This is a genomic window from Mycolicibacterium novocastrense (genome assembly GCF_001570485.1).
Lineage (GTDB): Bacteria > Actinomycetota > Actinomycetes > Mycobacteriales > Mycobacteriaceae > Mycobacterium > Mycobacterium novocastrense.
Map to the genome: position 1 here is coordinate 487209 of NZ_BCTA01000036.1, position 26173 is coordinate 513381.

Annotated in this window: 27 protein-coding genes; 8 read left to right on the forward strand and 19 right to left on the reverse strand. The window is 67.8% G+C overall.

Features of this window, described 5'->3' with window-relative positions:
- Positions 1 to 228: 228 nt before the first annotated feature.
- The 5 genes from RMCN_RS15465 to dxr are packed head-to-tail and all read right to left on the reverse strand — an operon-like array spanning position 229 to position 5433.
- The gene (locus RMCN_RS15465) at positions 229 to 885 is read right to left on the reverse strand and encodes a GNAT family N-acetyltransferase (RefSeq protein ID WP_064414941.1); all 657 of its coding nucleotides are present in this window, start codon (positions 883 to 885) and stop codon (positions 229 to 231) included.
- Between the two features lie 35 nt (positions 886 to 920).
- A complete protein-coding gene (locus RMCN_RS15470; RefSeq protein WP_067390613.1) occupies positions 921 to 1775 on the reverse strand; it encodes a GNAT family N-acetyltransferase in 855 nt (284 codons plus the stop codon).
- A 53-nt stretch (positions 1776 to 1828) separates the two neighbouring features.
- The gene (gene ispG / locus RMCN_RS15475; protein WP_067390616.1) at positions 1829 to 3001 is read right to left on the reverse strand and encodes a flavodoxin-dependent (E)-4-hydroxy-3-methylbut-2-enyl-diphosphate synthase; all 1173 of its coding nucleotides are present in this window, start codon (positions 2999 to 3001) and stop codon (positions 1829 to 1831) included.
- 15 nt (positions 3002 to 3016) lie between these two features.
- Positions 3017 to 4240 carry a M50 family metallopeptidase gene (locus RMCN_RS15480; protein WP_064351016.1) on the reverse strand — a complete coding sequence of 408 codons (1224 nt, stop codon included), beginning with the start codon at positions 4238 to 4240 and terminating at the stop codon, positions 3017 to 3019.
- Positions 4237 to 5433 carry a 1-deoxy-D-xylulose-5-phosphate reductoisomerase gene (dxr, locus tag RMCN_RS15485; protein WP_234787672.1) on the reverse strand — a complete coding sequence of 399 codons (1197 nt, stop codon included), beginning with the start codon at positions 5431 to 5433 and terminating at the stop codon, positions 4237 to 4239. Before dxr ends, RMCN_RS15480 begins: the two co-directional genes overlap by 4 nt.
- Positions 5434 to 5608: 175 nt before the next feature.
- Between dxr and RMCN_RS15490 the strand changes: the two genes are divergently transcribed.
- The 3 genes from RMCN_RS15490 to RMCN_RS15500 all read left to right on the forward strand — a co-directional run bounded on the left by RMCN_RS15490 (position 5609) and on the right by RMCN_RS15500 (position 8783).
- Positions 5609 to 6277: a fasciclin domain-containing protein gene (locus RMCN_RS15490; RefSeq protein ID WP_067390619.1), complete on the forward strand. Its 669-nt coding sequence runs from the start codon at positions 5609 to 5611 to the stop codon at positions 6275 to 6277.
- Positions 6278 to 6360: 83 nt separating this feature from the next.
- Positions 6361 to 8109, forward strand: coding sequence for a cytochrome c biogenesis protein DipZ (locus RMCN_RS15495; RefSeq protein WP_067390623.1), 1749 nt, complete (start codon positions 6361 to 6363; stop codon positions 8107 to 8109).
- 155 nt (positions 8110 to 8264) lie between these two features.
- Positions 8265 to 8783: a fasciclin domain-containing protein gene (locus RMCN_RS15500; RefSeq protein WP_234787682.1), complete on the forward strand. Its 519-nt coding sequence runs from the start codon at positions 8265 to 8267 to the stop codon at positions 8781 to 8783.
- A gap of 63 nt (positions 8784 to 8846) precedes the next feature.
- On the opposite strand, the gene RMCN_RS15505 is transcribed toward RMCN_RS15500, so the two are convergent.
- Both RMCN_RS15505 and RMCN_RS15510 read right to left on the reverse strand, forming a co-directional pair.
- Positions 8847 to 9257, reverse strand: a complete 411-nt coding sequence (locus RMCN_RS15505) for an ester cyclase (protein WP_067390630.1) — start codon at positions 9255 to 9257, stop codon at positions 8847 to 8849.
- A complete protein-coding gene (locus RMCN_RS15510) occupies positions 9254 to 10126 on the reverse strand; it encodes a TIGR03619 family F420-dependent LLM class oxidoreductase (RefSeq protein ID WP_067390633.1) in 873 nt (290 codons plus the stop codon). Before RMCN_RS15510 ends, RMCN_RS15505 begins: the two co-directional genes overlap by 4 nt.
- A 39-nt stretch (positions 10127 to 10165) precedes the next feature.
- On the opposite strand from RMCN_RS15510, the gene RMCN_RS15515 reads away from it, so the two are divergent.
- A complete protein-coding gene (locus RMCN_RS15515) occupies positions 10166 to 11458 on the forward strand; it encodes a cryptochrome/photolyase family protein (RefSeq protein ID WP_067390636.1) in 1293 nt (430 codons plus the stop codon).
- Here RMCN_RS15515 and RMCN_RS15520 read toward each other — a convergent pair.
- The gene (locus tag RMCN_RS15520; protein ID WP_067390639.1) at positions 11451 to 12278 is read right to left on the reverse strand and encodes a mycofactocin-coupled SDR family oxidoreductase; all 828 of its coding nucleotides are present in this window, start codon (positions 12276 to 12278) and stop codon (positions 11451 to 11453) included. The genes RMCN_RS15515 and RMCN_RS15520 overlap by 8 nt on opposite strands.
- Before the next feature lie 126 nt (positions 12279 to 12404).
- Between RMCN_RS15520 and RMCN_RS15525 the strand changes: the two genes are divergently transcribed.
- A complete protein-coding gene (locus RMCN_RS15525; RefSeq protein ID WP_064351024.1) occupies positions 12405 to 12659 on the forward strand; it encodes a DUF2631 domain-containing protein in 255 nt (84 codons plus the stop codon).
- Here RMCN_RS15525 and RMCN_RS15530 read toward each other — a convergent pair.
- Together RMCN_RS15530 and RMCN_RS15535 are read right to left on the reverse strand one after the other, a co-directional pair.
- Entirely contained in the window at positions 12656 to 13210 is a 555-nt protein-coding gene (locus tag RMCN_RS15530; protein ID WP_084377424.1) for a hypothetical protein, read from the reverse strand. The two genes, RMCN_RS15525 and RMCN_RS15530, sit on opposite strands and share 4 nt — an antisense overlap.
- 105 nt (positions 13211 to 13315) lie before the next feature.
- Positions 13316 to 14737 carry a WS/DGAT/MGAT family O-acyltransferase gene (locus tag RMCN_RS15535; RefSeq protein WP_067390642.1) on the reverse strand — a complete coding sequence of 474 codons (1422 nt, stop codon included), beginning with the start codon at positions 14735 to 14737 and terminating at the stop codon, positions 13316 to 13318.
- Positions 14738 to 14851: 114 nt separating this feature from the next.
- Between RMCN_RS15535 and RMCN_RS15540 the strand changes: the two genes are divergently transcribed.
- Positions 14852 to 15541 carry a DUF427 domain-containing protein gene (locus RMCN_RS15540; RefSeq protein ID WP_067390645.1) on the forward strand — a complete coding sequence of 230 codons (690 nt, stop codon included), beginning with the start codon at positions 14852 to 14854 and terminating at the stop codon, positions 15539 to 15541.
- 48 nt (positions 15542 to 15589) lie between these two features.
- Here the strand turns inward: RMCN_RS15540 and RMCN_RS15545 are convergent, their stop codons facing one another.
- Entirely contained in the window at positions 15590 to 16507 is a 918-nt protein-coding gene (locus RMCN_RS15545; RefSeq protein WP_067390649.1) for an LLM class F420-dependent oxidoreductase, read from the reverse strand.
- A 99-nt stretch (positions 16508 to 16606) separates the two neighbouring features.
- Here RMCN_RS15545 and RMCN_RS15550 point away from each other — a divergent pair, with 99 nt between their 5' ends.
- The gene (locus RMCN_RS15550; RefSeq protein WP_067390652.1) at positions 16607 to 17533 is read left to right on the forward strand and encodes an LLM class flavin-dependent oxidoreductase; all 927 of its coding nucleotides are present in this window, start codon (positions 16607 to 16609) and stop codon (positions 17531 to 17533) included.
- On the opposite strand, the gene RMCN_RS15555 is transcribed toward RMCN_RS15550, so the two are convergent.
- Positions 17530 to 18693 (reverse strand): acyl-CoA dehydrogenase family protein, encoded by a 1164-nt coding sequence (locus RMCN_RS15555; RefSeq protein WP_067390656.1) that lies wholly within the window; start codon positions 18691 to 18693, stop codon positions 17530 to 17532. The genes RMCN_RS15550 and RMCN_RS15555 overlap by 4 nt on opposite strands.
- A gap of 68 nt (positions 18694 to 18761) precedes the next feature.
- Here RMCN_RS15555 and RMCN_RS15560 point away from each other — a divergent pair, with 68 nt between their 5' ends.
- Positions 18762 to 19235, forward strand: a complete 474-nt coding sequence (locus RMCN_RS15560; protein ID WP_067390659.1) for an SRPBCC family protein — start codon at positions 18762 to 18764, stop codon at positions 19233 to 19235.
- Between the two features lie 102 nt (positions 19236 to 19337).
- Here RMCN_RS15560 and RMCN_RS15565 read toward each other — a convergent pair whose 3' ends face one another.
- The 7 genes from RMCN_RS15565 to RMCN_RS15595 are packed head-to-tail and all read right to left on the reverse strand — an operon-like array spanning position 19338 to position 26142.
- On the reverse strand, positions 19338 to 20252 hold the full coding sequence (locus RMCN_RS15565; protein WP_067390662.1) for an alpha/beta hydrolase: 915 nt from the start codon (positions 20250 to 20252) through the stop codon (positions 19338 to 19340).
- Between the two features lie 4 nt (positions 20253 to 20256).
- A complete protein-coding gene (locus RMCN_RS15570) occupies positions 20257 to 21780 on the reverse strand; it encodes a flavin-containing monooxygenase (RefSeq protein ID WP_067390665.1) in 1524 nt (507 codons plus the stop codon).
- Entirely contained in the window at positions 21765 to 22484 is a 720-nt protein-coding gene (locus tag RMCN_RS15575) for an SDR family NAD(P)-dependent oxidoreductase (protein ID WP_067390668.1), read from the reverse strand. Before RMCN_RS15575 ends, RMCN_RS15570 begins: the two co-directional genes overlap by 16 nt.
- A complete protein-coding gene (locus RMCN_RS15580; RefSeq protein WP_067390672.1) occupies positions 22481 to 23227 on the reverse strand; it encodes an HpcH/HpaI aldolase family protein in 747 nt (248 codons plus the stop codon). Before RMCN_RS15580 ends, RMCN_RS15575 begins: the two co-directional genes overlap by 4 nt.
- The gene (locus tag RMCN_RS15585) at positions 23224 to 24192 is read right to left on the reverse strand and encodes a zinc-binding dehydrogenase (protein WP_064414918.1); all 969 of its coding nucleotides are present in this window, start codon (positions 24190 to 24192) and stop codon (positions 23224 to 23226) included. The genes RMCN_RS15580 and RMCN_RS15585 overlap by 4 nt, the downstream gene beginning before the upstream one ends.
- Before the next feature lies 1 nt (position 24193).
- Entirely contained in the window at positions 24194 to 25441 is a 1248-nt protein-coding gene (locus RMCN_RS15590) for a cytochrome P450 (protein WP_067390675.1), read from the reverse strand.
- The gene (locus RMCN_RS15595; RefSeq protein ID WP_067390678.1) at positions 25438 to 26142 is read right to left on the reverse strand and encodes an NIPSNAP family protein; all 705 of its coding nucleotides are present in this window, start codon (positions 26140 to 26142) and stop codon (positions 25438 to 25440) included. Before RMCN_RS15595 ends, RMCN_RS15590 begins: the two co-directional genes overlap by 4 nt.
- Between the last annotated feature and the right edge of the window lie 31 nt (positions 26143 to 26173).

Genomic DNA, 26173 nt, shown 5'->3' on the forward strand with positions numbered 1-26173 from the left:
GGCAGATGTTACGAAGTCGAGACCTGCAATCCCGGTAGGCGCACCGATTTTTGCGAGTCGGTTCTCCGATTGGGCGGCTTAACGGGTTGATTGCACGCACCTGGCGCGTGAGATCAACCCCTTAAGGGCGAATCGGCGCCTGGGGCCGTCTGCCGGTCGGCGCGCCCGCGGCCGTCTGCCGGTCGGCGCGCCTGGCGCCTCAGCCCGCGGTCGGCCCGGCGCCGAATGTCAGCCCGCGGCCGGTGCCCGCACCACCAGCGGCACTCCCGGGAAGTAGGCGGCCATCTCCGAGCGCGACTTGCGCAGCGCCGCGGTGCCGTAACCCTGCTTGCGATGGTCGGGGTGGATCCAGATCCGCACGTTGACCTCACCGGAGACCAGGTCGCCGAACACCATCCCGATCTTCTCGGAGCCGTGCACCGCGACCAGCCAAGCCGCCTCTTCCGCGTCGACGCGTCGCAGGCCGGCGCGGATCTCGTCGTCGAGGTCGCCCGCGGGGGCGCGCGACCCGTCGCCCGCCTCGCGCACGTCCTGGGTGCGTGCGGCGAAGATGTCGCGATCGGCGTCGGCGAGGAACGGGCGCAGCGCCATGCTGTCCGCGCTGCGTGCCGGCTCACCCATGGTGAAGCTGAGCTGGTTGTTGAGGTCCTCGAGTTCGGCGGCGATCCGGCGCCGCGACACCTTGGTCAGCCGATCGAACGACAGCCGCAGCACCGCCTCGGCGGCCGTGTGCGATGCGCCGAGCATGCTCGCGATCGCCTCGATCGCGGCGTCATAGTCCTCGGAATCGACGATGACGTCGAGCAGTTCGTGCCGCCGTTCCAGCGCGCGAACCATCGTGTCGGCGATCTCCCTGCGCGCGATTGTCCGGTCGTCGTCAGCCATGCCGTGAGCGTAAATGAGTCGGGCGCCCGGAACGGTCAGTCGAGCAGAACGGTCGCGAACGTTCCCACCTGTTGGAAGCCGACGCGCTCATAGGTGGCCCGCGCGACGGTGTTGAAGTCGTTGACGTACAGGCTCGCCGTGCGCCCGGACCGGACCACCGCGTCGGCCAGCGTGGCGGTGCCCGTGGCGCCCAGACCATGCCCGCGCCAGTCGGGGTGCACCCACACGCCCTGGATCTGTCCGACCGTCGGCGACTGCGAACCGACCTCGGCCTTGAACACCACCTCGCCGCGCTCGAAGCGGGCCCACGCCCGGCCCGCAGCGATCAGACCGGCGACCCGCCTGCGGTATCCCCTGCCTCCGTCGCCGAGCCGCGGGTCGATGCCGACCTCACCGATGAACATGTCGATCGAGGCGACGAGGTAGGCGTCGAGTTCGTCGGCACGCACCTGGCGTACGGCGGGATCGGTCGCACACGACGGCGGTGTGCTCAACGCCAGAAGCGGCTGATGCTCACGCACATCGCGGGCGGCACCCCAGGCGTTCTCGAGGCGACGCCACATCGGCAGCACCAACTCGGCCCGCCCGACCAGCGAGGAGCAGCGACGCGCGGTGCTCATCGCCTTCTCGGCGAACGCATGAAGGTCAATCATGTCCCCGCGCAACGGAATCAGGTTCGCACCGGCGTAGCACAGCGATTCGGTGGGTCTGCGCCGCGTCCACAGCTCCCCGCCGATCGCCGAAGGTTCCACACCGTATTCGGCCACCCGGCAGGCGACCATGCATGAGCCGATCGGATCCTCGTCGAGCACCCGCATCACGGCGCCGACGTCACGCACCACCGAGACCCGTCGTTCGTCAACGTGACGAAACAGCGGCGGTGCCGACATGGGATCTCTTTCTCGCCGACACCGGGCGGTCTACCCGGTGTTTGGGATCACATTCAGCTTACGGTCACGACCGGCGAACCGCTGGCATCTGTTCCCCGCTCTGTGTTGATTTCTGAGGCCAACCTCATTGCCTCTTCGATCAGCGTCTCGACGATCTGGGCCTCGGGGACGGTCTTGATGACCTCGCCCTTGACGAAGATCTGACCCTTGCCGTTGCCGGACGCCACCCCGAGGTCGGCCTCGCGCGCCTCGCCGGGACCGTTGACGACACAACCCATCACGGCGACGCGCAGCGGAACGTCCATCCCCTCCAGTCCGGCGGTGACCTCGTTGGCCAACGAGTAGACGTCGACCTGGGCGCGCCCACACGACGGGCACGACACGATCTCCAGCGACCGCGGACGCAGGTTCAGCGATTCGAGGATCTGGTTGCCCACCTTGACCTCTTCGGCGGGCGGCGCCGACAGCGAGACGCGGATGGTGTCGCCGATGCCCTTGGACAGCAGTGCGCCGAACGCGACCGCCGACTTGATCGTGCCCTGGAACGCCGGGCCCGCCTCGGTGACGCCCAGATGCAGCGGGTAGTCGCACTGCGCGGCCAGCTGTTCGTAGGCGGCCACCATCACGACGGGGTCGTTGTGCTTGACGCTGATCTTGATGTCGCCGAAGCCGTGCTCCTCGAACAGCGACGCCTCCCACAGCGCGGACTCGACCAGCGCCTCGGGTGTGGCCTTGCCGTACTTCTCCATGAAGCGCTTGTCCAGCGATCCGGCGTTGACGCCGATGCGGATCGGGATGCCCGCCGCGCCCGCGGCCTTGGCGACCTCGCCGACCCGGCCGTCGAACTCCTTGATGTTGCCGGGGTTGACGCGCACGGCCGCGCAGCCGGCGTCGATGGCGGCGAAGATGTACTTCGGTTGGAAATGGATGTCGGCGATCACCGGAATCTGGCTGTGCCGGGCGATCTCGGCGAGCGCGTCGGCGTCCTCCTGACGCGGGCACGCCACCCGCACGATGTCGCAACCCGACGCGGTCAGTTCGGCGATCTGCTGCAACGTGGAGTTGACGTCGTGGGTCTTGGTGGTGCACATGGACTGCACCGCGATCGGGTGGTCGCTGCCGATGCCGACATCGCCGACCATCAATTGACGGGTATTTCGTCGGGGCGCCAGAACCGGCGCCGGGGGCGCCGGCATGCCCAGTCCGATTTGTTGGCCGGAGGCCATTTACTCTCCTACTGCTTACTGGAAGATTCTGATGGGGTTGACGAAGTCGGCGGTCACGGTCAACAGCATGTAGCCGGCCACCACGACGAGGATCACGTACGTGGCGGGCATCAGCCGCAGATAGTTGACCGGAGCCGCGGCCACTTTGCCGCGTGCCGACCGGATCGTGTTGCGGATCTTCTCGTAGAACGCGATCGCGATGTGGCCACCGTCGAACGGCAGCAGCGGTACCAGGTTGATCGCGCCGAGCACGAAGTTCAACTGCGCCAAGAAGAACCAGAACGCCACCCACAGCCCCTGGTCCACGGCGTCGCCGCCGATGATGCTGGCGCCGACGACGCTGATCGGTGTTTCGGGGTCACGCTCCTCACCGCCGATGGAGCGCACCAGCGCGCCCATCTTGGTCGGCAGCTTGGCCAGCGACTTACCGATCTCCACGGCCAGGTCGCCGGTGAACGCGATCGTCGCGGGTGCCGCCGACAGCGCGTTGTACTGCGTGGGCCCGAACTGCGCCGCGGTGATACCGACCGTGCCCACCGGAACCGGTTCGGCCACCTCGCCCTTGGCGACCCAGCGCTGGGCGGGGACGACGTCGACGAGGGTGGTGAACTCATCGCCGTCGCGCTGCACGGTGAACTCGGTCGGACCGTCGAGCGCGCGGACGGCGGTGACCAACTCGTCGAAGTTCGCCACGGGCGTATCGCCGATCTTGACCACCGTGTCCCCGGCTTGGATGCCCGCGGCCGCGGCCGGCGAGGGCGCCAGGCAGTCACCGAGCTGACCCCTGCTGACTTCGGCCTTCACGCACGACGTCTCACCGACGATCGCCGTGGTCGGCGCGTGCAGGTTGGGCAGGCCCCACACCACGGCGATGCCGTAGATCAGCACCAGGCCGATGACGAAGTTCATCCCCGGCCCGGCGGCCAACACCGCGACGCGCTTCCACGTCTTCTGCTTGTACATCGCGCGGTCCTGCTCGTCGGGCGCGAGTTCCTCCACCGAGGTCATGCCCGCGATGTCGCAGAATCCGCCCAGCGGGACCGCCTTGACGCCGTACTCGGTGCGGTCCCCGAGTTTGTTCGCCCGCCACGTCGCCCACAGCGTCGGACCGAAGCCCACGAAGTAGCGGCGCACCTTCATTCCGGTGGCGCGCGCCACCCACATGTGGCCGCATTCATGCAGCGCCACCGAAACCAAGATGGCCAGTGCGAACAGCACGACACCGGTGAGCCACATCATCTGGTGCTGATTACCTTCCGCTCGACCGCGCGCGCGGCACGGTCACGCGCCCACTGCTGGGCGTCAAGTACGTCATCCACGGTAGCTGGTTCGGCGGCCCACTGGTCGGCAGCGCGCAGCACGTCGTCGATGGTGCGCACGATCTCCGGGAAGCGGATACGCCCGTCGAGGAACGCCGCGGCCGCCTCCTCGTTGGCGGCGTTGTAGACCGCCGTCAGGCAGCCACCCCCTTCCCCGGCGTGACGGGCCAGCGCCACGGCGGGGAAGACCTCATCGTCGAGCGGCTCGAAATCCCAGGTCGAGGCGGTGCTGAAGTCGCAGGCCAACGCCGCCGCGGGAACCCTCTGCGGCCACCCGAGGGCCAGCGCGATCGGCAGCTTCATATCCGGCGGGCTGGCCTGCGCCACCGTCGAACCGTCGGTGAACGTGACCATCGAGTGCACGATCGACTGCGGGTGCACCACCACCTCGATGCGGTCGTAGGGCACGCCGAACAGCAGGTGCGTCTCGATCAGCTCCAGCCCCTTGTTGACCAGCGACGCCGAGTTGAGCGTGTTCATCGGCCCCATCGACCAGGTCGGGTGGGCGCCGGCCTGCTCGGGGGTCACTGACTCCAGCCGCTCGGCGTCCCAACCGCGGAAGGGACCGCCCGATGCGGTCAGCACGATCTTGGCCACTTCGTCGGGGCCACCTGCGCGCAGGCACTGCGCCATCGCCGAGTGTTCGGAGTCCACGGGCACGATCTGACCTGGTCGGGCGGCCTTGAGCACCAAGGGGCCACCGGCGACGAGCGACTCCTTGTTCGCCAGCGCCAGGCGTGCACCGGTCCCGAGCGCGGCCAGCGTCGGCTGCAGCCCCAGCGCGCCGACGAGCGCGTTGAGCACGACGTCGGCATCGGTGTTCTCGACGAGCGCGGTGACGGCGCCGGGTCCTGCGTACGTGACGTCTCCGACGCGGGCGGCGGCCACCTGGTCGGCGACCGCGATATTGGTCACACCGGTCGTTGCACGCTGCCGCGCCAGCAGGTCCGGGTTGGCGCCGCCGGCGGCCAGGCCGACCACCTCGAAGCGGTCGGGGTTGGCGGCGATGACGTCGAGCGCCTGCGTCCCGATCGATCCGGTGCTGCCGAGGATCAGAACGCGTCGCCGGCCTGACGCCCCGTCGCCGCGCTCGGCTCCGCCGGAAATACTCACCGAACCATTGTGCCGCCTGCCGGCGCCCACTCGTCAGCCCTGCCGAGGGAGGGCGTCATCCGCCGTCGAATTGTGACGCGAATCTGACGGGACCCATCCGCTCACCGCCGCGGTCCGAATTCCCGGTGTCACAGCAGAGGACGGCACCAACCCGTCCACGACAAGGGAGCAGCGCATGAAGATCAACTTCGGCAAGTCCGTATCCGCGGCGGGGGTGGCCGCGGCCGCGATCCTGACCCTCTCGGCGTGTTCGAACGACGCCACCTCCGCGGCGCCCTCAGCCGCGGTGGAGTCGACGCCGACCAGCGTCGCGCCCGCACCGATGGAGCAGTCCATGGACCCGGCCGCCGATTTGGTGGGCGCCGGTTGTGCGACGTACGCCGAGCAAGTGCCCTCGGGTCCGGGCTCGGTGGCCGGAATGGCGCAGGACCCGGTGACTGTCGCCGCGTCGAACAACCCGATGCTCACGACGCTGACGCAGGCGCTGTCCGGACAGCTCAACCCGAACGTCAACCTCGTCGACACGCTCAACGGCGGGGAGTTCACCGTCTTCGCCCCGACCGATGAGGCGTTCGGAAAGATCGATCCGGCCACCATCGAGACCCTCAAGACCGACAGTGAGCTGCTGACCAGCATCCTCACCTACCACGTGGTGCCCGGGCAGGCCAGCCCGGCGCAGGTCCCCGGCGACCACAAGACCGTCCAGGGCGCCAACGTCTCGGTCACCGGCGAGGGCGCCGGTCTCAAGGTCAACGACGCAGGCCTGGTGTGTGGCGGGGTGTCGACCGCCAACGCGACGGTGTACATGATCGACACCGTCCTGATGCCCCCGGCCGCCTCATAGGCCAACCGACCGCGAGCGGGCGCGGAATCGCTTGAACTCCACATGCGCGATTCCGCGTCCGCTCGCCTCTTGAAGGACCGCGAATGTTCACCCTCGTTCTCATCGGCTTCCTCGGCGGGCTGATCACCGGCATCTCGCCGTGCATCCTGCCCGTGCTGCCGGTGATCTTCTTCTCCGGCACGCAGACCGCTCGCCTCGAGGCGGGTGCAACCGCGGCCCCCGGGGCAGCCACCGCCACCGCAACACGGCCTTCCCTCGTCGAGCGGCTGCGGCCCTACCTGGTGATCGCCGGGCTGGTGGTCAGCTTCTCGACCGTGACGCTGCTCGGTTCGACGGTGCTGTCGCTGCTTTCCCTGCCGCAGGACGCGATCCGCTGGGTCGCGCTGGTCGCGCTCACCGCCATCGGCGCCGGCCTGATCTTCCCCAAGTTCGAGGCGCTGCTGGAAAAGCCGTTCACGCGACTACCGCAGAAGCAGTTCGGTTCCGGCCGAGGCGGGTTCGGTCTCGGTTTGGCGCTCGGCGTCCTGTACGTGCCGTGCGCGGGACCGGTGCTGGCCGCCATCATCATCGCGGGGGCCACCGGCAGCATCGGCATCGCCACCGTGGCGTTGACCCTGTCCTTCGCCGTCGGTGCCGCGCTGCCTCTGCTGTTCTTCGCACTCGCGGGCCGTCGCGTCGCGGAACGGGTCGCGGCCTTCCGAAACCGCCAGCGCCAGATCCGCATCGCCGCCGGGGTGGTCACGATTCTGCTGGCACTCGCGTTGGCGCTCAACCTGCCGGCCGCGCTTCAGCGTGCCATCCCGGACTACACGAGCACCCTGCAGGAGCGGGTCGGCGGTGACGAAAAGATCCGGCAACAACTCAACCTCGGCGGGCTGGTCAACGACCAGAACAGGCTGCTGTCCAACTGCAGCAACGGCGCTCCCGAACTCGAGAGTTGTGGGCCGGCGCCGGACCTGACGGGCATCACCGCCTGGCAGAACACGCCCGGGGCCGGCCCGGTCGATCTGAAAGCGTTGCGCGGCAAGGTGGTTCTGGTCGACTTCTGGGCGTACTCGTGCATCAACTGTCAGCGGGCGATCCCGCACGTCGTCGACTGGTATACCGCGTACCGGGAGGCCGGGCTGGAGGTGATCGGTGTGCACACCCCGGAGTACGCCTTCGAACGGGTACCGGACAACGTCGCAAGCGGTGCCCGAGACCTGGGCATCACCTATCCCATCGCGCTCGACACCAACTACTCGACCTGGACGAACTACCGCAACCGCTACTGGCCGGCCAAGTACCTGATCGACGCCGAGGGCACGGTGCGCCACATCAAATTCGGCGAAGGTGACTACGCCAGGACGGAACAGTTGATCCGCCAACTGCTTTCGCAGGCCAATCCGGAGGCCGCCTTGCCACCCCCGACCGAACAAATCGACGCCACACCCCCGCGCGGGCTCACTCCCGAGACCTATCTCGGTGTCGGCAAGATGGTCAACTACGGCGGGAGCGGTACCTACGACCAGGGCACCTTCACCTTCGCCGATTCAAAACTCCTGTCGGAGGACACATTCGGGCTTCGAGGGCGCTGGAAGCTCGACTACCAGGGCGCCACCGCCGAGGGCCCGGACTCGACGATCCGGCTGGACTACCACGCCCGCAACGTGTATCTCGTGGTCGGCGGGACCGGCACGGTGACGGTGACGCGCGACGGTGAATCGCGCCGGATCCCGATCGACGGCCCGCCGAGGTTGCGACAACTCGTCGGTGACGACGCCGTCCGCGGCGGGACGTTGGAGGTTCAGCTGAGCCGAGGCCTGCAGGCGTACTCCTTCACCTACGGCTGAAATCCGACCCATCTGGAAACCGGCCGGCTCCGAATAGCCATTGCAAGCAAGTTCCGGCGGCACCTGCCGTCCCGTCCAGAAGTGGAGTGCGAGTGATGAATACCAGGAAGAAGATCGTCAGCGCGGGCGTGGCCGCACTGTCGGCCACCGGCCTGATGCTGGGCACAGCGGCCACCGGGCATGCCGAGATGGTGGGCCCGGGTTGCACCGCGTACGCGCAGCAGGTGCCGGCGGGCCCGGGCTCGGTGATGGGCATGGCCCAGGACCCGGTCGCGGTCGCCGCCTCGAACAACCCGCTGCTGACCACGTTGACGAAAGCCGTTTCGGGGCAACTCAATCCGCAGGTCAACCTCGTCGACACGCTCAACGGAGGCCAGTTCACGGTGTTCGCGCCGACCGATGACGCGTTCGCCAAGCTGGACCCGGCCACCATCGAGACGCTCAAGACCGATGCCCCGCTGTTGACGAGCATCCTGACCTATCACGTGGTGCCCGGTCAGGCCGGCCCGGCCCAGGTGGTCGGCACGCACAAGACCGTTCAGGGCGCCGACGTCACCGTGACCGGACACGGCAACGATCTGAAGGTCAACGACGCCTCGGTGGTCTGCGGCGGTGTACAGACGGCCAACGCGACCGTCTACCTCATCGACTCGGTGCTGCTGCCGCCCAACTGACCAGTCCCGCCACCGGAATCGGAGGGCAGCCCGTGCCACCCCCAGCCGGGCTGCCCTCCCCGGCTAGAGGCTGCCGAGTTGTTGCAGCAGCCCGTGCAGGTCGAGCTGGCCGCGGTGCGCGACCAGCGTGTCGCCCTGAAACCGGTCGATGTGGATTCCGGCGACCGCGACCTTGGTGCCCGTCGCCGGGATGCCGCGGAACTCACCGTCATGGGTGCCGGTGAACGTGAATCGCGTGATGCCGTGCGAACCGTCGACCAGAATCTCTTCGATCGCATGCCGGCCGTCGGAGAACCCCCGGGTGAACTCTTCGAGGTGCGCCTGCCACTCCTGCCACCCCAGGACGGGTGGGCCGGCGACCTCGACGACCAGCCGGGGTGAGACCAGGGTCTGCACCGTCGCCCAGTCCCGGCGGTCGATCGACGTGTAGAGGCACTCGACCAGATCGCGAATCTCGTCCTCGCTGAACGTCATGGCCGCACCTTGGCGATGATGGTCTCGGCGAACCGCTCGATCGGCTCCCGGTACCGCTCCACCCCGCCGGGTTCGAGGTCCATCCCCATCCAGGGACTGCACATCACCGCGGTGATGCCGGCGTCTTCGGCCCGCTTGTACAGATCCGGCGTCGGAGGCTCGAGCAGCGCCAGCATGATGTCGAAGCGTTCGTTCTCGCGGCCGTACTCGCGCAGCAGCGCGCGCAACTTCTGGCAGTAGCCCACGGCGTCGTCCCACCGGTAGGCGTAGCCGACCCAGCCGTCACACAGTCGTGCCGCGCGGCGCAGCGCGGCGTCGGACTCCCCTCCGCACAGGATCGGCACCGGGGCCACCGGATGGGGTTCGATCATCATCTCCGGCACCTGGTAGTACTGGCCGCTCCACGACACCCAACCGCCGCGCCACAGTTCGCGCAGGGCGGGGATCATCTCGTCGAGCCGCTTGCCGCGGGTTGCGAAATCCTGCCCCATCAACTCGTATTCCTCGCGCATCCAGCCCACGCCCGCGGCCAGCGACACCCGGCCGTCGGACAGCACCGACGCGGTCGCGACCTGCTTGGCCACCTCCAACAGCGGGCGTGCCGGCGCGATGTAGACGGCGTTGGAGAACCGCAGCCGGGTCGTCACCGCGGCCATCGCACCGATCTGCACCCAGCAGTCCGGCCAGGCGGTCTCCGGTGCCCACATCGGCTTTCCGGTCGGCGAATCCGGATACGGCGAACTGAGTTCGCGAGGATAGATCATGTGGTCCGAGCACACCATCCCGTCGTAGCCGGCCTCGTCGAAGGCGCGTGCGAGCCCGAGGATCTCTGACGTTTTCATGAACGCGGTGCCCGACCAGAACTCCATCCTGTTTCTCTATCGCGAATTCCGGGCAGCATCAATGCCATGCCCACATTGTTGTGGTTTCGTCGCGATCTGCGGCTGAGCGATCTGCCCTCCCTGCTGGCCGCGGCCGCCGGTGACGGTGAGGTGCTCGCCTGTTACGTCCTCGACCCCCGGCTGGAAGCCTCGGCCGGTGCCCGTCGGCTGCAGTACCTCTACGACGCGCTGCGCGATCTGCGCGACGGCCTCGGCGGCAGGCTGTACGTCACGCGAGGCCGGCCCGAAAAGCGAATACCCGCTGTCGCCAAGGCGATTGGCGCGTCGGCGGTGCACATCTCGGCGGACCACTCGCCATTCGGCCGGCGGCGCGACGACGCCGTGGAGGCCGCACTGGGTGATATCCCCCTCGAGGCATCGGGCTCGCCGTACCTCGTCTCCCCCGGCCAGGTGACCAAACCCGACGGAAGCCCGTACAAGGTGTTCACCCCGTTTTATCGGGCCTGGCGTGAACGCGGCTGGCGTGCGCCCGCGAAGTCGGGCCCGAATTCGGCGCGCTGGCTCGAGCCGGCGCATGTCGGGGGCACGGTGGACATCCCCGATGCGGGGGTCGACCTCGACCGGCCCGCCGGTGAGACCGCCGCCCGCAAGCAATGGAAGTCGTTCGTGGCCGACGGCCTCGACACGTATGCCGATGACCGCAATCGCCCCGATCTGGACGGCACCAGCCGCATGTCGGCGCATCTGAAGTTCGGCACGATCCATCCGCGCACCATGGCCGCCGACCTCGGTCGAGGTGAGGGCGCGCAGGCGTACCTGCGGGAGTTGGCGTTTCGCGACTTCTACGCCGCGGTGCTCAACGAATGGCCACGCAGCGTCTGGTGGAACTTCAATCGGTCGTTCGACGGGATGAGCCTCGATGAGGGCCCCGAGGCGCAGAAGCGGTTCGAGGCCTGGAAAGAGGGCAGGACGGGTTATCCGATCGTCGACGCCGGTATGCGCCAACTCGCCGAGACCGGCTGGATGCACAACCGGGTCCGGATGATCGTCGCCTCCTTCCTGGTCAAAGACCTGCACCTGCCGTGGCAGTGGGGTGCGCGCTGGTTCCTCGAGCAGCTGGTCGACGGCGACATGGCCAACAACCAGCACGGCTGGCAGTGGGCCGCGGGCACGGGCACGGACGCCGCGCCGTTTTTCCGCGTCTTCAACCCGACCACGCAGGGTGAGAAGTTCGATCCGGACGGCAGTTACGTGCGGCGCTGGGTGCCCGAGGTCGATGACGACAGCTATCCGGAACCCATCGTCGACCACGCCGCCGAACGCAAGGAGGCGCTGCGGCGGTACGCCGAGATCACTTGATGATCTGGCCCCCGTCGACCGGCAGCGCCACCCCGGTGACGTAGCGCCCGGATTCGCCACACAGGTACACCATCGCGTCGCTGATCGCCTCCGGCTCGACCGGCGGGACGTTGAGCAGCGGTTGCTGGCTGACGCTGAACGCCGGATGCTCTCCCGACCATTCGGCCAGCGCTTCGTTGTAGATCATCGGCGTGGCCACCCCGCCGGGGTGAACCGAGTTGACGCGAATGTTCTTCTCCGCCAACGCCCGCGCGAAGTGGCGCATCACGCCGATGACACCGTGCTTGGCGACGGTGTATCCGGCCGCGCCGTGGTTCATGGTGCCGAAGTCGACGGTGACGGGCTTGAACGCGGCCGCCGAACTGGTGATCACGATCGCGCCGCCGTCGCCGTGGGCGAGCAGGGCGGGCAGCGCCGCGGTGATCGTGTAGTAGACGCCGTTGAGCATGACGTTGACCGCGTCGACGAACGCGGAGATCTCGCGGCCCTGCTCCCCCGCGGCGGGCAGGATCCCCGCATTGGCGAGCACGAAGTCGATGCGGCCGAGCTCTTGGGCTCCCTTGGCCGCGATCTCCTGCATCCGCTCCAGATCGCGGACGTCCCCGCGTTCGGCGATGATCCTGCGGCCGGTCTTCTCCACGAGGTTGACGGTCTCGTCGAGGTCCTCCTGCGTCGCCATGGGGTAGGCGACGCTGTCGATCTGCTCACACAGGTCGACGGCGATGATGTCGGCGCCCTCCTCGGCGAACCGGACGGCGTGCGCCCGGCCCTGGCCTCGCGCGGCGCCGGTGATGAATGCGACCTTGCCTTCGAACTGCATGTGCCGTTCTGCTCCTCGCCTCGGCGGTGTCCTGCCGCATCACCCTACGGCCGGCGTAGTAGGCGCCCTGTTTTGGGCATATGCCAGAATGTCGGGCAGTACCGAGCCCGACCATGAGGAGCAGCCGTGGCCAACACCGAGGTGCAGCGACACAGCGGGGTCGACGTCGAAGACGTGCCGTCCGCCGAGTGGGGCTGGTCCAAGGAGAACCCCAAGTTCTTCCACATCGGCGGCATCATCGCGGCGCTCTTCTTGCTTTCTCTCATCCATGGCAACCACACCGGGCGCGTCGAGGACCTGTTCCTGGTCGGATTCGCGGTGCTGATTCTCGCCGCGGTCGCGCGCGACTGGTGGCTGCGCAAACGCGGCTGGATCCGCTAGACCGGATTCAACGGCCGGAAAGAATCGATCCCGAGGTCGAACAGCGTCTCGGTGGCGCCGACGGAATGTGTCAATCCGGCCGCGGCCACGGCGTGGGTCTTGAACGCGCGGGCCGCGACGCTGAGCTGGTGCTCGACCATGTGGACGGGATCACCGAGCGCACCCGGCCGGTCGTCGCCCCAGGCCATCACCTCGGCGCCGCGCTTGGCCAGCTCGAAGACGCGGGCACGAACCCCCGGATCGTCGCGCAGCAGCGCCGCACTGACCGCCAGCACGCCGTTGCGTGGCACGGCGCGCAGCACGGCCTCTGAGGTGTCGCCGACGGTGTTGGCGCCCAGGATCGTCAGCGGCCGCTCGTCGGCGCAGTGCGCGACCCAGACGTCGACATCCCACCCGGCCCGGGCCCGGTCGAACAGCCAGCCGCCCGCAGCCCCGATGACGTCGGCCAGGTCCGTCGCCAGGACCGTCAGACGATGGTGGTTGGCCGGGCCGTCGGCAGCCGAAGCACCGTCGACCGACACGACGTCGTCGGGAAAGGGTCGAGTTGCCATAGTTCCTATCCGATCGGGTCAGCGACGCCGGTCGAGGGGGGTGTCACGGCGCCCCTAGAGCGTGACACTCTTGGCGCGATCTGTAAAGGTCCGCGTCTGTGTCGATCAGTGGGCGGCCAGCGGCAGGGTTGCCGCCACAGTGGCCAACTCACCGGGCAGTCCGGCCGCGCGGCGGATCTCGGCGAAGGATTCGAGCAGAGCGTCGGTGGCCTCATGCGGGTCGTCGAGCGTGCGGTCGTCGGTCAGCACCGAGATGGCGAGTTGGTCGACGTAGCTCCACACGGTGATGTTCATCCCGCTGCCGGTGACGACCGGCCCCACCGAGTAGATCTCGCTGAGCACACCGCCCGCGATGTGTCCGCGGTCGCGGGGTCCCGCCACGTTGGAGATCGTCAGGTTCATCACCGCGCCGGACTCCATGCGGCGTGCCTGCAACCGAAAGAACCTGGGCGCCAACGCCGGCGGAAGGTATGACATCCACGCCGGAAGCACCGTCGGCCCGAGCAGCTGGTGGCTCTCCTTGGCGATCTTCGTCGCCACGGCGGTGAGCCGGACCCGTTCGAGCGGATCGGCGACGTGCACCGGAAGCGACGGCATCATGTAGGTGAACTCGTTGCCCGTCAACCGATCTGGCGAGGGGTTGGTGCTGACCGGGACGCCGGCGATCAGCGGTGCGTCGGCGCGCCCGTCGTAGCGCAGCAGCAGCGTGCGCAATGCCCCGGCCGCGGTGGCCAGCACGATGTCGTTGAGCGTCACACCCAGATGCCTGCCGGTCTCCTTGACCTCCGCCAACGACAGCGGCGCCGTCGCAAAGCGCCGCCCGGGGGACACGACGTGGTTGATGAAGGTCTTCGGCGGCGCGAAGTTGCGGGCCAGGTCGGGATGGCGGCCGCGCTCCTTGGCGCGCTTGCGCACCCGCGCGACACCGGACGCCGTCTCGTTGACGAGCCTGGGCAGCCGGCGGATGAGATGGCCGTGATCGCGGCCGGCGGCCTTGAGCAACTGCGCGGTGGACCGCATCGCCGGATCGGCGACGGCGCGAACCGGGGACGGCGTCTCATCTTCCAGGGCCTTGGCCAATTGGTTGGCCGAGGCGACGCCGTCGGCCAGGACGTGATGGACCTTGTGGATGATCGCGACGCGGCGGTCGGCCAGGCCCTCGGCGACGTACATCTCCCACAACGGCCGGCTGCGGTCCAGCGGCGTACTGGCGATCTGGCCGATCAGGTCGTCGAGCTCGCGCCGTCCACCCGGCGGCGCGACGTGCGTGCGGCGCAGGTGGTAGTCGAGATCGATGTCGTGGTTCTCCCACCACATCGGATGGTGGAGTCGCAGCGGGATGTCGACGAGTTGGTAGCGCAGCGCCGACAGCGCCAGCAGGCGCGGATAGGCGACCTCCCGGAACATGTCGAAGCTGTAGTTCTCGACCCCCGACACGTCGAGGATGCCGATCTTGAGGGTGTGCATGTGGACCTCGGGCGTCTCGCTGTACAGCATCAACGCGTCCACGCCGTTGAGTCGCTTCATTCCCTCCCCGCATCCCTCACCCGGCCGACGCGTACCGGTTTCCCAATCGTGCTCTTTCTCAAGCACGTTCGCTCAAGAGGTGACGATGTGCGCGAAATTTGTAAGGCTGACGGCATGAGTCTCGTCGCCGCCCGCGGACCGCTGAGCAACGATCCGGCCGGCTGGTTCACGCCGCCACTGCCCGCCGACGTGGTGTTCATCGAGCCGCATCCGCGCCGCGTGCAGGCCTTGCGCGGCGGGCACACGGTGCTCGACACCGAGCGCGCGCTGATGGTGCACCGACGCGACCATCCGCTCAGCTACGCCTTTCCCGTCGACGAGGTCGACGAGCTTCCGTGGGAGCCGGTGGTCGAGGCGCCCGGATACGTCCGCGTGCCGTGGGATGCCGTCGACACCTGGCTGGAGGAAGGCCGCACGCTCGTGCACTATCCGCCCAACCCGTACCACCGCGTGGACTGCCGCCCGACGCGTCGCGCGCTGCGGGTGACGGTGGGGGGCGAAGCACTGGTCGACACGACCGAGACGGTGATCGTCTTCGAGACGTCGCTTCAGGCTCGCCTCTACGTCGACCCGTCGCACGTGCGAACCGACCTGCTGCGGCCCTCACCGACCACCAGCTACTGCAACTACAAGGGCTACGCGTCGTACTGGTCGGCCGCCGTCGGTGACACGGTGGTCGAGGACGTCGCCTGGAGCTATCCGGACCCGCCGCCCGAGACGTCGCCGATCGCGGGCTTCTTCAGCTTCGACCCCGCACGCGCCGATGTGCTGGCCGAGTTGCCGTCGCCCGACCCCCGCAGCTGAGCGTGCGCGAAATCCCGCCGAGATCTCGCGCACAGGCTCGGTCCGGCGTCAGGCTTCGGCGATCACCGACTCCCCGAACTCCTCGATGGTCTCGAGCACATGTGCCAGGCTGTCGCCCGGAAGGCCGACCTGAACCCACGTCACCCCGATCTTGGCCAGCTTTTCCAGGCCGGACAGGTACGCGTCGGCGTTGAAGTCGTCGCCGCCGGGGCTGCCGCCCTCGGGGTTGGTGAACGTGATGTCGATGCGCGACCAGTCGCGTCCTGCCTCATCGAAGCGGCGGCGAAGATCCTCGACACCGGATGCGAGTGCGTCGACGTCCATCGGCGCCGTGCGCGCGGTCTGGGCCAGTACGGCCGGTGCCGGGAACGGGCACCACCCGTCGCCGTGGGTGACGACGCGCTTGCGCGCGGCGGCGGTGTTGCCGCCGATCCAGATGGGGGGATGGGGGTCACTGACGGGTCGGGGGTGTGCGGTGATCCCGCTGGCGGTGAAATGGCGCCCCTCATACGAGTAGTCGTCGGTGGTCCAGATGCCGCGAATGACCTCCAACGCCTCCTCGAACAAGGCGGCTCGCTCCTCGAAATCGACTCCCAGCGCCGCGAATTCGCGTTTCAGGTAGCCGACACCCACGCCGAGCGTGAACCGTCCCTGCGACAACAGGTCCAACGTGGCACCCGCTTTGGCGACGACGAACGGATTGCGGTACGGCAGCACGACGATATTGGGAATGAGTCGCAGGCTCGTTGTCACCGCGGCCGCGTAACCCATCGCGACGAACGGGTCCACCGCGTCGTGCCCCCCGGCATTCAACCAGCGCTCGGTCGGCGCCGGGTGGTCGGTGAAGCCGAAGCCGTGAAACCCCGCGGCCTCGGCGGCGGCCGCGACGGACGTGATCCCCGTGCCGGTGACCAGCTCCGGGTTGTAGGGGTGGGTGTGCATCGGGTGGGTAAAGGTGAACCGCATGTCCTGGTGTCCCGTCTAGAACATTCTTCTCGTTTTCCGAGAATGTCGTTACCATGCGAACCGCGGAAAGTACAGCTTCGACAGGGATGGAACTGCGATATGGGGAAGCCCGAGATCGGCGTCTACCTGCCTCAGATGGGCTTCACCTACGAGCAGATGCTGGATCGCACCCGGCGCTGCGAGGAACTCGGCATCGACTCGCTGTGGCTCTACGACCATCTCTACGGCCCGGGCGTGCCGGATTATCCGTCGCTGGAGGCGTGGACTCTGGCCACCGCGCTGCTGAGCAACACCGAACGCATCCGCGTCGGACACATGGTGCTGTGCAACCAGTTTCGCCACCCCGCCGTCCTGGCCAAGATGGCCACCACGCTCGACCAGATCTGCCCGGGCCGGCTGCAACTCGGGCTCGGCAGCGGCTCGATCGAGGACGAGCACAACAGGGTGGGGCTGCCCTGGGGGTCGTTTCGCGAACGTTCCGAACGCCTCGGCGAGACGCTGGAGATCCTGACCCAGGCCTTCGCCGACGAGCGGATCGACTTCAGCGGCAAGCATTTCACCGTCACCGACTTCCCGGTCAAACCCGGCGCGGTGCACAGGCCGCCCATCGTGGTCGGCGGTGTCGGCGAGAAGTACACGCTGCCGCTGGTGGCGCGGTACGCCGATGTGTGGAATGTGCCGACGTACGCACTGGGGGAACTGCACCACAAGGTGTCGGTGCTGCGCGCAATCTGTGAGGACGTCGGCCGGGATCCGTCGAGCATCGTACTGTCGGTCGAGGCGGTGATGGCGCTGGCACCCGACGACGCAACGCTGCCCGACGTCCGGCGGCTCGCCGAGAAGCGTTTCGGCGCACCGGCATTCGGGCTGCGCGAGGGCGGCCTCATTGGGACGCCTTCGGCCGTCGTCGACCGGCTGCACGAATTGCAGGAGCTTGGTTTCGGCCAGATCGTGCTGTTCACCCACGATCGCGGATCCGACCAGACGTTGGACCTGTTGGCCTCCGAGGTGATCGCGCGACTCTAGGCGGGACGCTTCGCCGGCGGTGAGTAGTTCGGCCGCCCGAGTCCGAGCGCGTGCTGGGCGATCATGTTGCGGAACACCTCCAGCGTGCCGCCGTAGATACCGGCGGGCCCGGCCAGGCGGAAGGCGTACTCGACTCCCCCGTCCCCCGCCGCGCCTTCGGCGCCGGTCGGCAGGCCGCCTGCGGCGCCCAAGAGGTCCATCAGGTCCGGTGCGACGTCCCGCATCGTCTGTGCGTTCGCCACCCGGCCGTACATCTCCGGCGTGCTCATCGCCGCCTCCATCCTGGCGATCGCGCGACCGAGCCGATACCGGGCCGAATCCTCCTCGCTGACAACGGCGGCGACGTGGTCGACCGCCTCGGCAAGCAGCAACAGGTGCTCGGTCATCGTCGCCAGCTTCTGCAGACCCTGATCGTCGCGTTCGATGGTGCCGTGCTCGGCGTTGAGCGCCTCCCGCAACACCGACCAGCCGCCGTTGACGGCGCCGACGCGGTACCTGTCGTCGACGCGGACGTCGCTGTAGTAGGTGATGTTGGTGCGGTCGCCGTCGACGGTGCGGATCGGCTGGATCTCGATGCCCGGCGAAGACAGCGGCACCAGAAACATCGTCAGGCTCTGGTGTTTCGGCGCATGGGGGTCGGTGTTGGTGATCAGGAAGACGTAGTGCGCGTTGTGCGCGTTGGACGTGAACATCTTGGAGCCGTTGATCACCCAGGCGTCGCCGTCGCGCACCGCCCGGGTTTTGCAGGTCGCGACGTCCGAGCCGCCCTCGGGCTCGGTGTAGCCCAGGCACAGTCGGTAATGCCCCGAGAGAACCTTGGGGAGTATCTCCTGCTGCAGTTCCGCCGAGCCGAACTGCTGCAGGCTGCGCGCCACCATCATCGTCGTGGGCCAGTGGAACCACGGTGCGTGGGAACGGCCGATCTCCAGCTCCCAGATCCGTCGGCGAACAGCGTTGAACCCGCCCTCGGCCTCGGACTTGAAGTCCGCGGCGAGGTATCCCCGTGCGGCGAGCGCCAGATGGACGCCCTCGTCGAAGTTCTCGCCTGTTTCGCGGTCCCGCTGGATGACCTCGTCGGTGACCACGGAACGCAGGAACGCCCGGAGCTGGTCCTGGAACGCCCGGTCGTCCTCGCTCAGCGCTACACGGGAGAAGTCCACCCGGACACCGTGACACTATTGCGGTCGGTTGTAAAGTCTCAAGCGGTTCATCCACGGAAGGCAGCACATTGGGCATCGTCACCACCAGTTCGGAGACCGCGTTTCGACAACCGGCCGAGGCGATCTACGACTTCGTGACCAACCCGGCGAACTGGCCCAAGACGTACCCCACCAGCGCCCACATCGGCGGATTACCCGACCACCTGCCGTTGCGCGTCGGCGACACCTGGACCGAGACCGGTCCCGACGGTGATCGCATCTTCACGTGGCATCTCGCCGTCGCCGCGCGTCCGACGATCTGGGTCTTCACCTCGATCGGCCGGCTCGGTCACGACCGCGACGGCAACGGCGGCATGGAGGGCCGCATCACCGTCGAATACCACTTCACCCGCCCCGGCGAGGACATCACGCTGTTCACCCGGACGATGACGGTCGAGGCACCCAAGCACGCTCCGATGTCCGACGGTTTCTTCCGGGCGGTCAACCCGGCGCACATCGACGCCTACCACTCCGCGATCGCCCGAGAACTCGACAACTCCTAACCCCTCAACCCCGCGAGCGACCGTGTCTGCACTCGACACGCCGCGACGTCACGACAATTTGCGGTCACTCGCCGGCATCGAGCGCACCCCCGGGACGCGCTATCAGCCTCCGTGCAACGCACGCCGCAGGGCCGCGCCCTGGAGTTCGAACAGCCGGATACTGGTGTCCCACTCCGGAAGCAGCGAGTCGAAGCCGTGGCAGGTGCCCGGAAACACGTGTAGTTCGGTCGCGACACCGGCGCGCATCAGCCTCTGCGCATACTCCATCGCTTCGTCACGCAACGGGTCGAGCTCCGAGCAGCTGATGAATGCGTCTGCCACACCGGACAAGTCGGCGCCGCGACCCGGAACCGCGGACGCGTCGGCGGCGGTATCGCCAAGGTAGTGCCGCCACATCATCTCGGTGGCTGGCCCGTCGAAACCCGGCGTCGTGGTGAACTCCGCCTTCGATTCGGTGGGCCGGTCGTCGAGCACCGGTTGGTGCAGCAGCTGAAACACCACCGGCGGCGCCGACGAGTCCGCCGAACGCTGCGCGAGTCCCGCCGCCAGCGCGCCGCCAGCGCTGCTTCCCGCAACCGCCAGCCTGGCGGCGTCGAGCCCGAGTTCGGCCGCACACTCGTTCGCCCAGTTCAACACGGTCAGCGCATCATCGAGCGCCGCCGGGAACGGATGTTCGGGCGCAAGCCGGTAGTCGACCGAGAGCACGGTACAACCACCGCGCCTGGCCAGCTCGACGCACTGCAGGTGGTCGGTGTCGAGGTTGCCCAACACGAACGCCCCCGCGTGGCAATAGATCACCGCCGGTGATGGTGCGGCCGCTCCGCGATAGATCCGCACCGGAACCGAGTGCGCCACCTGCTCCTCGATCTCGACGACGATGTCGTTGACCGCCCTGGCCGTTTCGGCGCGGCGCTGGTTGAGCGAATCACGCACGACGCCAAGCAATCCCGGCGACAGGTCGGTGCGGGCCTCCGCCAGGTGGCGCAGCGCGGGGTCGAGCCGCTCGACGATGGTCACGACGTCAGCGCCTCGCAGCGGTCGGGGTCTCTGTGGTGGCCGCCGAGTCCCGCCGTGACGGGTCGAAGGTGTAGTCGGAGGCCTTGAATCGACGCGTCATCCCCCAGAACGCGCGGGCACTGCGCGGCCACTGCGTGACGACCCGGCCGTTGGCGGCGCGGAAGTAGTTGCTGCAGCGCGTCAGCCAGACGGTGCCTTCCATCCAGCGGTCGATCTTGGCCAAGAACGCCGCCATGGTTTGCGGTTTGACCTCGATGTACGACTTGCCCCGGCGCCGAAGGTGTTTCAGCGCCCGTACGATGTAATGCGCCTGTGCCTCGAGCATGAAGATCACACTGTTGGATCCGACGTTGGTGTTGGGGCCGTAGAGCATGAAGAAGTTGGGAAAGCGCGGGACGGCCATGCCCAGGTAGGCGTAGGCCCCGTCGCTCCAGGTCTCGCGCAGCGTGACCCCGCCCTCGCCGACGACGTCGATCTGGCCCAGGTAGTCGGCGGCGGCATAGCCCGTCGCGCAGAGCACCACGTCGACGTCGAGTTCGGTGCCGTCCTCGGTCACCAACGATCGCGCCCGCAACGCTCGCGCCGGGCTCGCGACGACCTCGACATGCGGCTGTGTCAGCGCCTGCAGATAACCGGTGGCGAACACCAACCGCTTACAGCCCAGCGGATGGTCGGGGGTCAGCTTGTCGCGTAACTCCTCGTCGGGAATCGTCGCCTCGAGCATCTTGAGCGCGATGCCCTTGAACTCCTGCGTCTTGTCACTGCCGTTCTCGATGACCGAGATGTTCGACTCGCTGCGCAACCACAACCGGGTCCGGTAGATCTTCTTGGCCAACGGGATGTGGCGGAACATCCACTTCTCCCGCTCGGTGTAGGCACGATCGGGTTTCGGCAGAACCCACGTCGGGGAGCGTTGTACCGAATAGACCCGCTCGGCCACCTTGGCGACCTCCGGAACCAATTGCGCGGCAGTCGATCCCGTGCCGAGCACCGCCACTCGCTTACCGGAGAGGTCTACGCTGTGGTCCCACCGCGCGGTGTGCATCACCGTGCCGGTGAACGGTTCCTCCTCCACCAGGTCGGGCATGACGGGCCGGGTGAACAGGCCGACCGCGGAGACCACCACGTCGAAGTGGAACCGTTCGCCGCTCGCCGACGTCAGCTCCCACCCGTCACCCGACCACCGCGCCGAGGTGATCTCGGTGCTGAGCCGCAGATGCGGGGCGAGTTCGTGACGTCGCGCGCAGCGTTCGAAGTACTCGAGGATCTCTTCCTGTCCGGACCACAGCCGCGACCAGTCCGGGTTCAGATCGAACGAGTAGGAGTACAGGTGCGACTTCACATCGCAGGCCAGGCCGGGGTAGGTGTTGATCCGCCACGTGCCGCCGACGCCGTCCTCCCGGTCGAAGATCGTGAAGTCGCGAAACCCGGACTTCCGCAGGAAGATACCCAGCGCCAGGCCGCCGGGGCCGGCACCGATGATCCCGACCGAGAGGCCGGCCTTCGGGCCCTTCACATTCGCACGCATTGGCCACCGTCCACGACGAGTTCGGCGCCGGTGATGAACGACGCGTGATTCGATACCAGGTAGGCGACCGCATCGGCCACCTCCATCGGCCGGCCGAGACGGCCGAACCGCGCGCTCAACCGGTCCTGCGTCGCGTCGTCGAGCATCGGCGTGGCGATCGGCCCCGGGAACACCGCGTTGACGCGGATTCCCTCGGGCGCGAGTTCGGCGGCACAGACCTGGGTGAGTCCGCGTAGCCCCCATTTCGAGGACCCGTAGGCGGCATGCGCGGGAAATGCCCGCACGGCGCTGGTGCTGCAGGTGTTGACGATCGCTGCCCCGGCTGCCTGCCGCAGGTGCTCCAGCGTGGCCTGGATACCCAGGAAGGGTCCCAGACAGTTGACGCGCCAACTGGATTCGAACCCTTCGGGGGTCTCGTCGGCCAGCGCCGCACGGTGCAGCACCCCGGCGTTGTTCACCAGCGCCGTCACCGGACCGAGCTTGTCGCCGACGGCCTGCACCGCGGCGGCCCACTGCGCGGGCGACGTCACGTCGAGTCGGATAGCGATCACGCCGTCGTCGCCGAGCTCGCCCACCGATTGCTTCAACTCATCGAACAGCAGATCGCATGCGGCGACGCGGAAGCCGTCTCCGCGCAGCCGCGCCACGATGGCCGCGCCCTGCCCCCGGGCGGCGCCCGTCACCAGCGCGACACGATCCGTCACTGGGCCTCCCGCAGGATTTCCGATGCACCGAAACGCAGCGCCTGCGATTCCGATGCGAGCGTCAGCATGCGAAACCCCAACTCGGCCATCTTCTTTCCATTTTTGGCCCCACCTGCATGGATGCCCGCGACGAGCCCGGCGGACGTGGCGGTGACCGCGACGCGGGCGATCGCGTCCTGCACGACCGAGGCGCTCCACGCCTCTGCGGGCGTGTGCCCGAGGGAGATCGCCAGATCCGCCGGGCCGACGTAGACGCCGGTCAGGCCCGCTACGGCGCAGATCTCGTCGGCGGCGGCCAATCCGGGCGCACTTTCAATCATCACAAAGACACTCACCCGCGCTTCGTGTTCGGCAGGGTCACGGCCGAGACCGGCGCGCAGGGGACCGTAGCTGCGCACACCTGCGGGCGCGTAGCGGGTGGCCGCGACCGCTGCCGCCGCCTGTTCGGGCGATTCGACCATCGCCACGATCACGGCGTCGGCGCCCGCATCGAGCACCCTGCCGATGGGCGCGGGGTCGGTCGACGGAAGGCGCACCGCGGTCGCGATCGGCACGTGCTCCAACCTGCGCAGCAGCAGCGCGACGTCGGCGTCGTCGAGGTAGCCGTGCTGGATGTCGAATCCGACATAGTCGTAGCCGGCCTGGGCGAATTCCTCTGGACCGATGATGGTGGGGCCGACGACCCAGCCGCCCCACACCCTTTCTTTCGCGGCGAGCGCGTCCTGCAGCCTGCCGGTGCTCATTCGACGATCGCGATCTTGATACGGTCGGGCGCCGGGCGGCACGCCAGTTCGAAGGCCGCCTGGCTGTCGTCGACGCCGAATGTGTGTGTCACGTAGGCCGGTAGCAGGTCGGGATGGTGCCGGACGAACTCGTTGGCCGCGGCCAGCATCCGTCGCCGGTCAAGGGTCACACCGGACTTGAGCGTCAGGTTGTTGCGCAGCATGGTGCGCATGCTGATCGGATAGCTGTCGTCATCCGGCACACCGAAATAGAACACGGTCCCACCGGGGGCGGCCGCCTCGACCGCGTGGCCGAGCGTGGCGACCTGGTGTCCGACGGCTTCGATCACCACATCGGGCCGGTCGCCGGGCTCCAGGTGGCTCACCCACCGGTCGCTGGTGGCGCGCACGATCGTGTCGACACCGAACTCCTTGGCCACCGCGTCACGGTCGACGGGGTCGACGCCGGTGACGCGGCGCGCGCCGAAAGCCTTTGCCGCGTAGGAGAACAGCAGGCCGATCGAACCCTGTCCGATCACCGCGACATGCAAACCCTTGAGTTTGGGCAGCTGTTCGATCGCATACAGCACGCATGCCAGAGGCTGCAGGGCGACGGCGTGTTGTGGGCTCAGATTGTGGTCGTAGTAGGCCAACCCGTCGCCGTCGGCGACGACATGTTGCATCAGCCCGTCGAAGCCGGATGCCCAGCCGACCACCCAGTCCCCGACACCGTGGCTGCGGTGCCTGCTGGCGATCACCTCGCCGACGACCTCGTGAATCGGGAAGCCCGGCATCTCGGCCGCGCTCAGGCCGCGATCGCCGGGAATCTTGCCGCGAACGCCCCGGAACGGCGGCAGGTCGCTACCGCAGACGCCCGCCGCACGGAAGCGCAAAAGCACCTGCCGATCCGTCAGTGACTCGGGCGTCTTCTCCGGAATGTCTTGGCGCTCGAAGGTGTACGGCGCGATCAGTCGATAGGACCACATCTCACACGCCCTCCACGTGGACCTCGACAGGAACACTGCTCCAGCCCCATTGGAAACTCGATGGCGGCCGGTAGGCGGCCTCGCCGTCAATACGCCACTCACCGACCCGGTTGAGCCATTCGGTCACCATGATGCCGATCTCCAACCGTGCCAGGTGTACCCCGAGGCAGAAGTGTTGTCCCCGACCGAAGGCCAGAAGGCGCTCGATCGGACGGTCCCAGATGAACGCCTCGGGTTCGGGGTACTCGCGTTCGTCGCGGTTGGCCGACGCCAGAAGCGTGATGATCCGTTGACCGGGCCGCAGCGTCGTGTCGTGGAGGGTGAACGGCTTGCGGACCGTGCGCGCGAACCACTGCGCCGGCGCGCAGTAGCGGATCATCTCCTCACGCGCGACGGGCACGTGGGCGTCGAGGTCGCTTCGGACGGCCGACAGCTGGTCGGGTCGCCGGCCCAGTTCCCACAGGCCGTGTGCGACGATCTTCGGCACCGTTTCGGTTCCGCCGATGAAGATACCGAGCAACTGGGTGGCGGCCTCGACGTCGTTGAACGCCGAGCCGTCGGGCAGTCGGTACTCGATCAGGCTGTCGGCGATCGGGTTCTCGCCTGGCACGGTCCTGCTGCGCTGGATGATCGGAATCAGGTACTCCAGGTAGCCCGGCCGCGCGTTGGCCACCTCGACCCCGCTGCCCGGCTGCGCGACGCTGCCTGCGTTGACCGTCGCCAGCACATCGGCAGCGAGATCAATGGGCAGGCCGAGTAATTCGCACACCATGGATGCGGCGACGATGCCGCCGTAATCCTGCGTGAGGTCGAAGGTACCGCGGGGCAACAGTTCGTCGAGGCGCTCGTTGGCCAGGCCGCGGATGCGGTCGGCCAACTTCCCGACCGATCTCGGCCGGAACGGGGCCGACGTGCAGCGCCGAACGGTGTCGTAGATCGGGGCGTCGAAGTTCGCGTGAAAAGGCATCGGATGCAGTGCCGGATCGGGTACGGGACCGTCGTTGCGGGTCGCGAGAACCGTTGCCGCGGGCAGTGTTCCCTCGGAGGCAACGAAAGTGCCGTCGTTGACCTCCAGCACCCGCCAGATGTCCTCGAAGCGGGAAACCGCATAGGTGTCCCACTTCTCGACGTAATAGACCGGATACTGGTCGCGCAGCGTCCGGTAGAACGGCAGCGGGTCGGCCATCACCGCCGGATCGAACGGATCGTAGGAGAAGTCCTGCAACACTTCCGACTTCTGGGCGTTCATTGCAGCGGTGAGGGCGGTAGGGCCTGCAGGATGGAGTCCTCCCAGCCGTCGCGAAGCGCGGGAGCGACGCTCATCCACGTGACGATCTCGGCGGGCGGACTGTCCTTCCAGGACGGGTAATGGTTGGCGAAACAGTCCCAGTCACCGTCGAGCGCCCAGTAGTGGATGACCTCGTTGAAGCGGAAGGTCGTGATGAACGAACCGAGCCAACGCTTTCCGGTGCGCTCCGACCACGGCACATAGAGCCGTTCGAGTTCGCGGATGTAGTCGTCCTGGCGGCCGGGTTTGGTCTGCATGATCTCCTGGATAACCAGCCCTGCACCGAAGTTCGCCTCCTGCAGCTGTGCAAGTGTCCGATTGTACTTGCCCGCATACATGATCCGGCCCTCCCCCGAGGCGCCGATCTCGCCGAGGAACGTCGACCACTTCGCCGCCGCTTCCTCATGGGTGCCGCCCTTGGCCTGGGCCCTGCCGATGCGCGCATAGTCGGCGAATTTGTCGATCTCCCAGATGATGGTGACCTGCGGCCAGTGACCGTTGTACGGCGTCGTCGCCCACATCGCGAACAGCCGCGCGCCGAGGCCGGTCATCATCGGCTGATAGACGTCATCGAACATCTCCGTGAACCGGTCGGTACGACCGGAGCCGAGCGCGATCGTCTCGTGGAGATAGAGCAGCGTGTGACCGTAGTACTTCTTCATCGGAGTGTTGCGACACGATCACCCTTGCCTT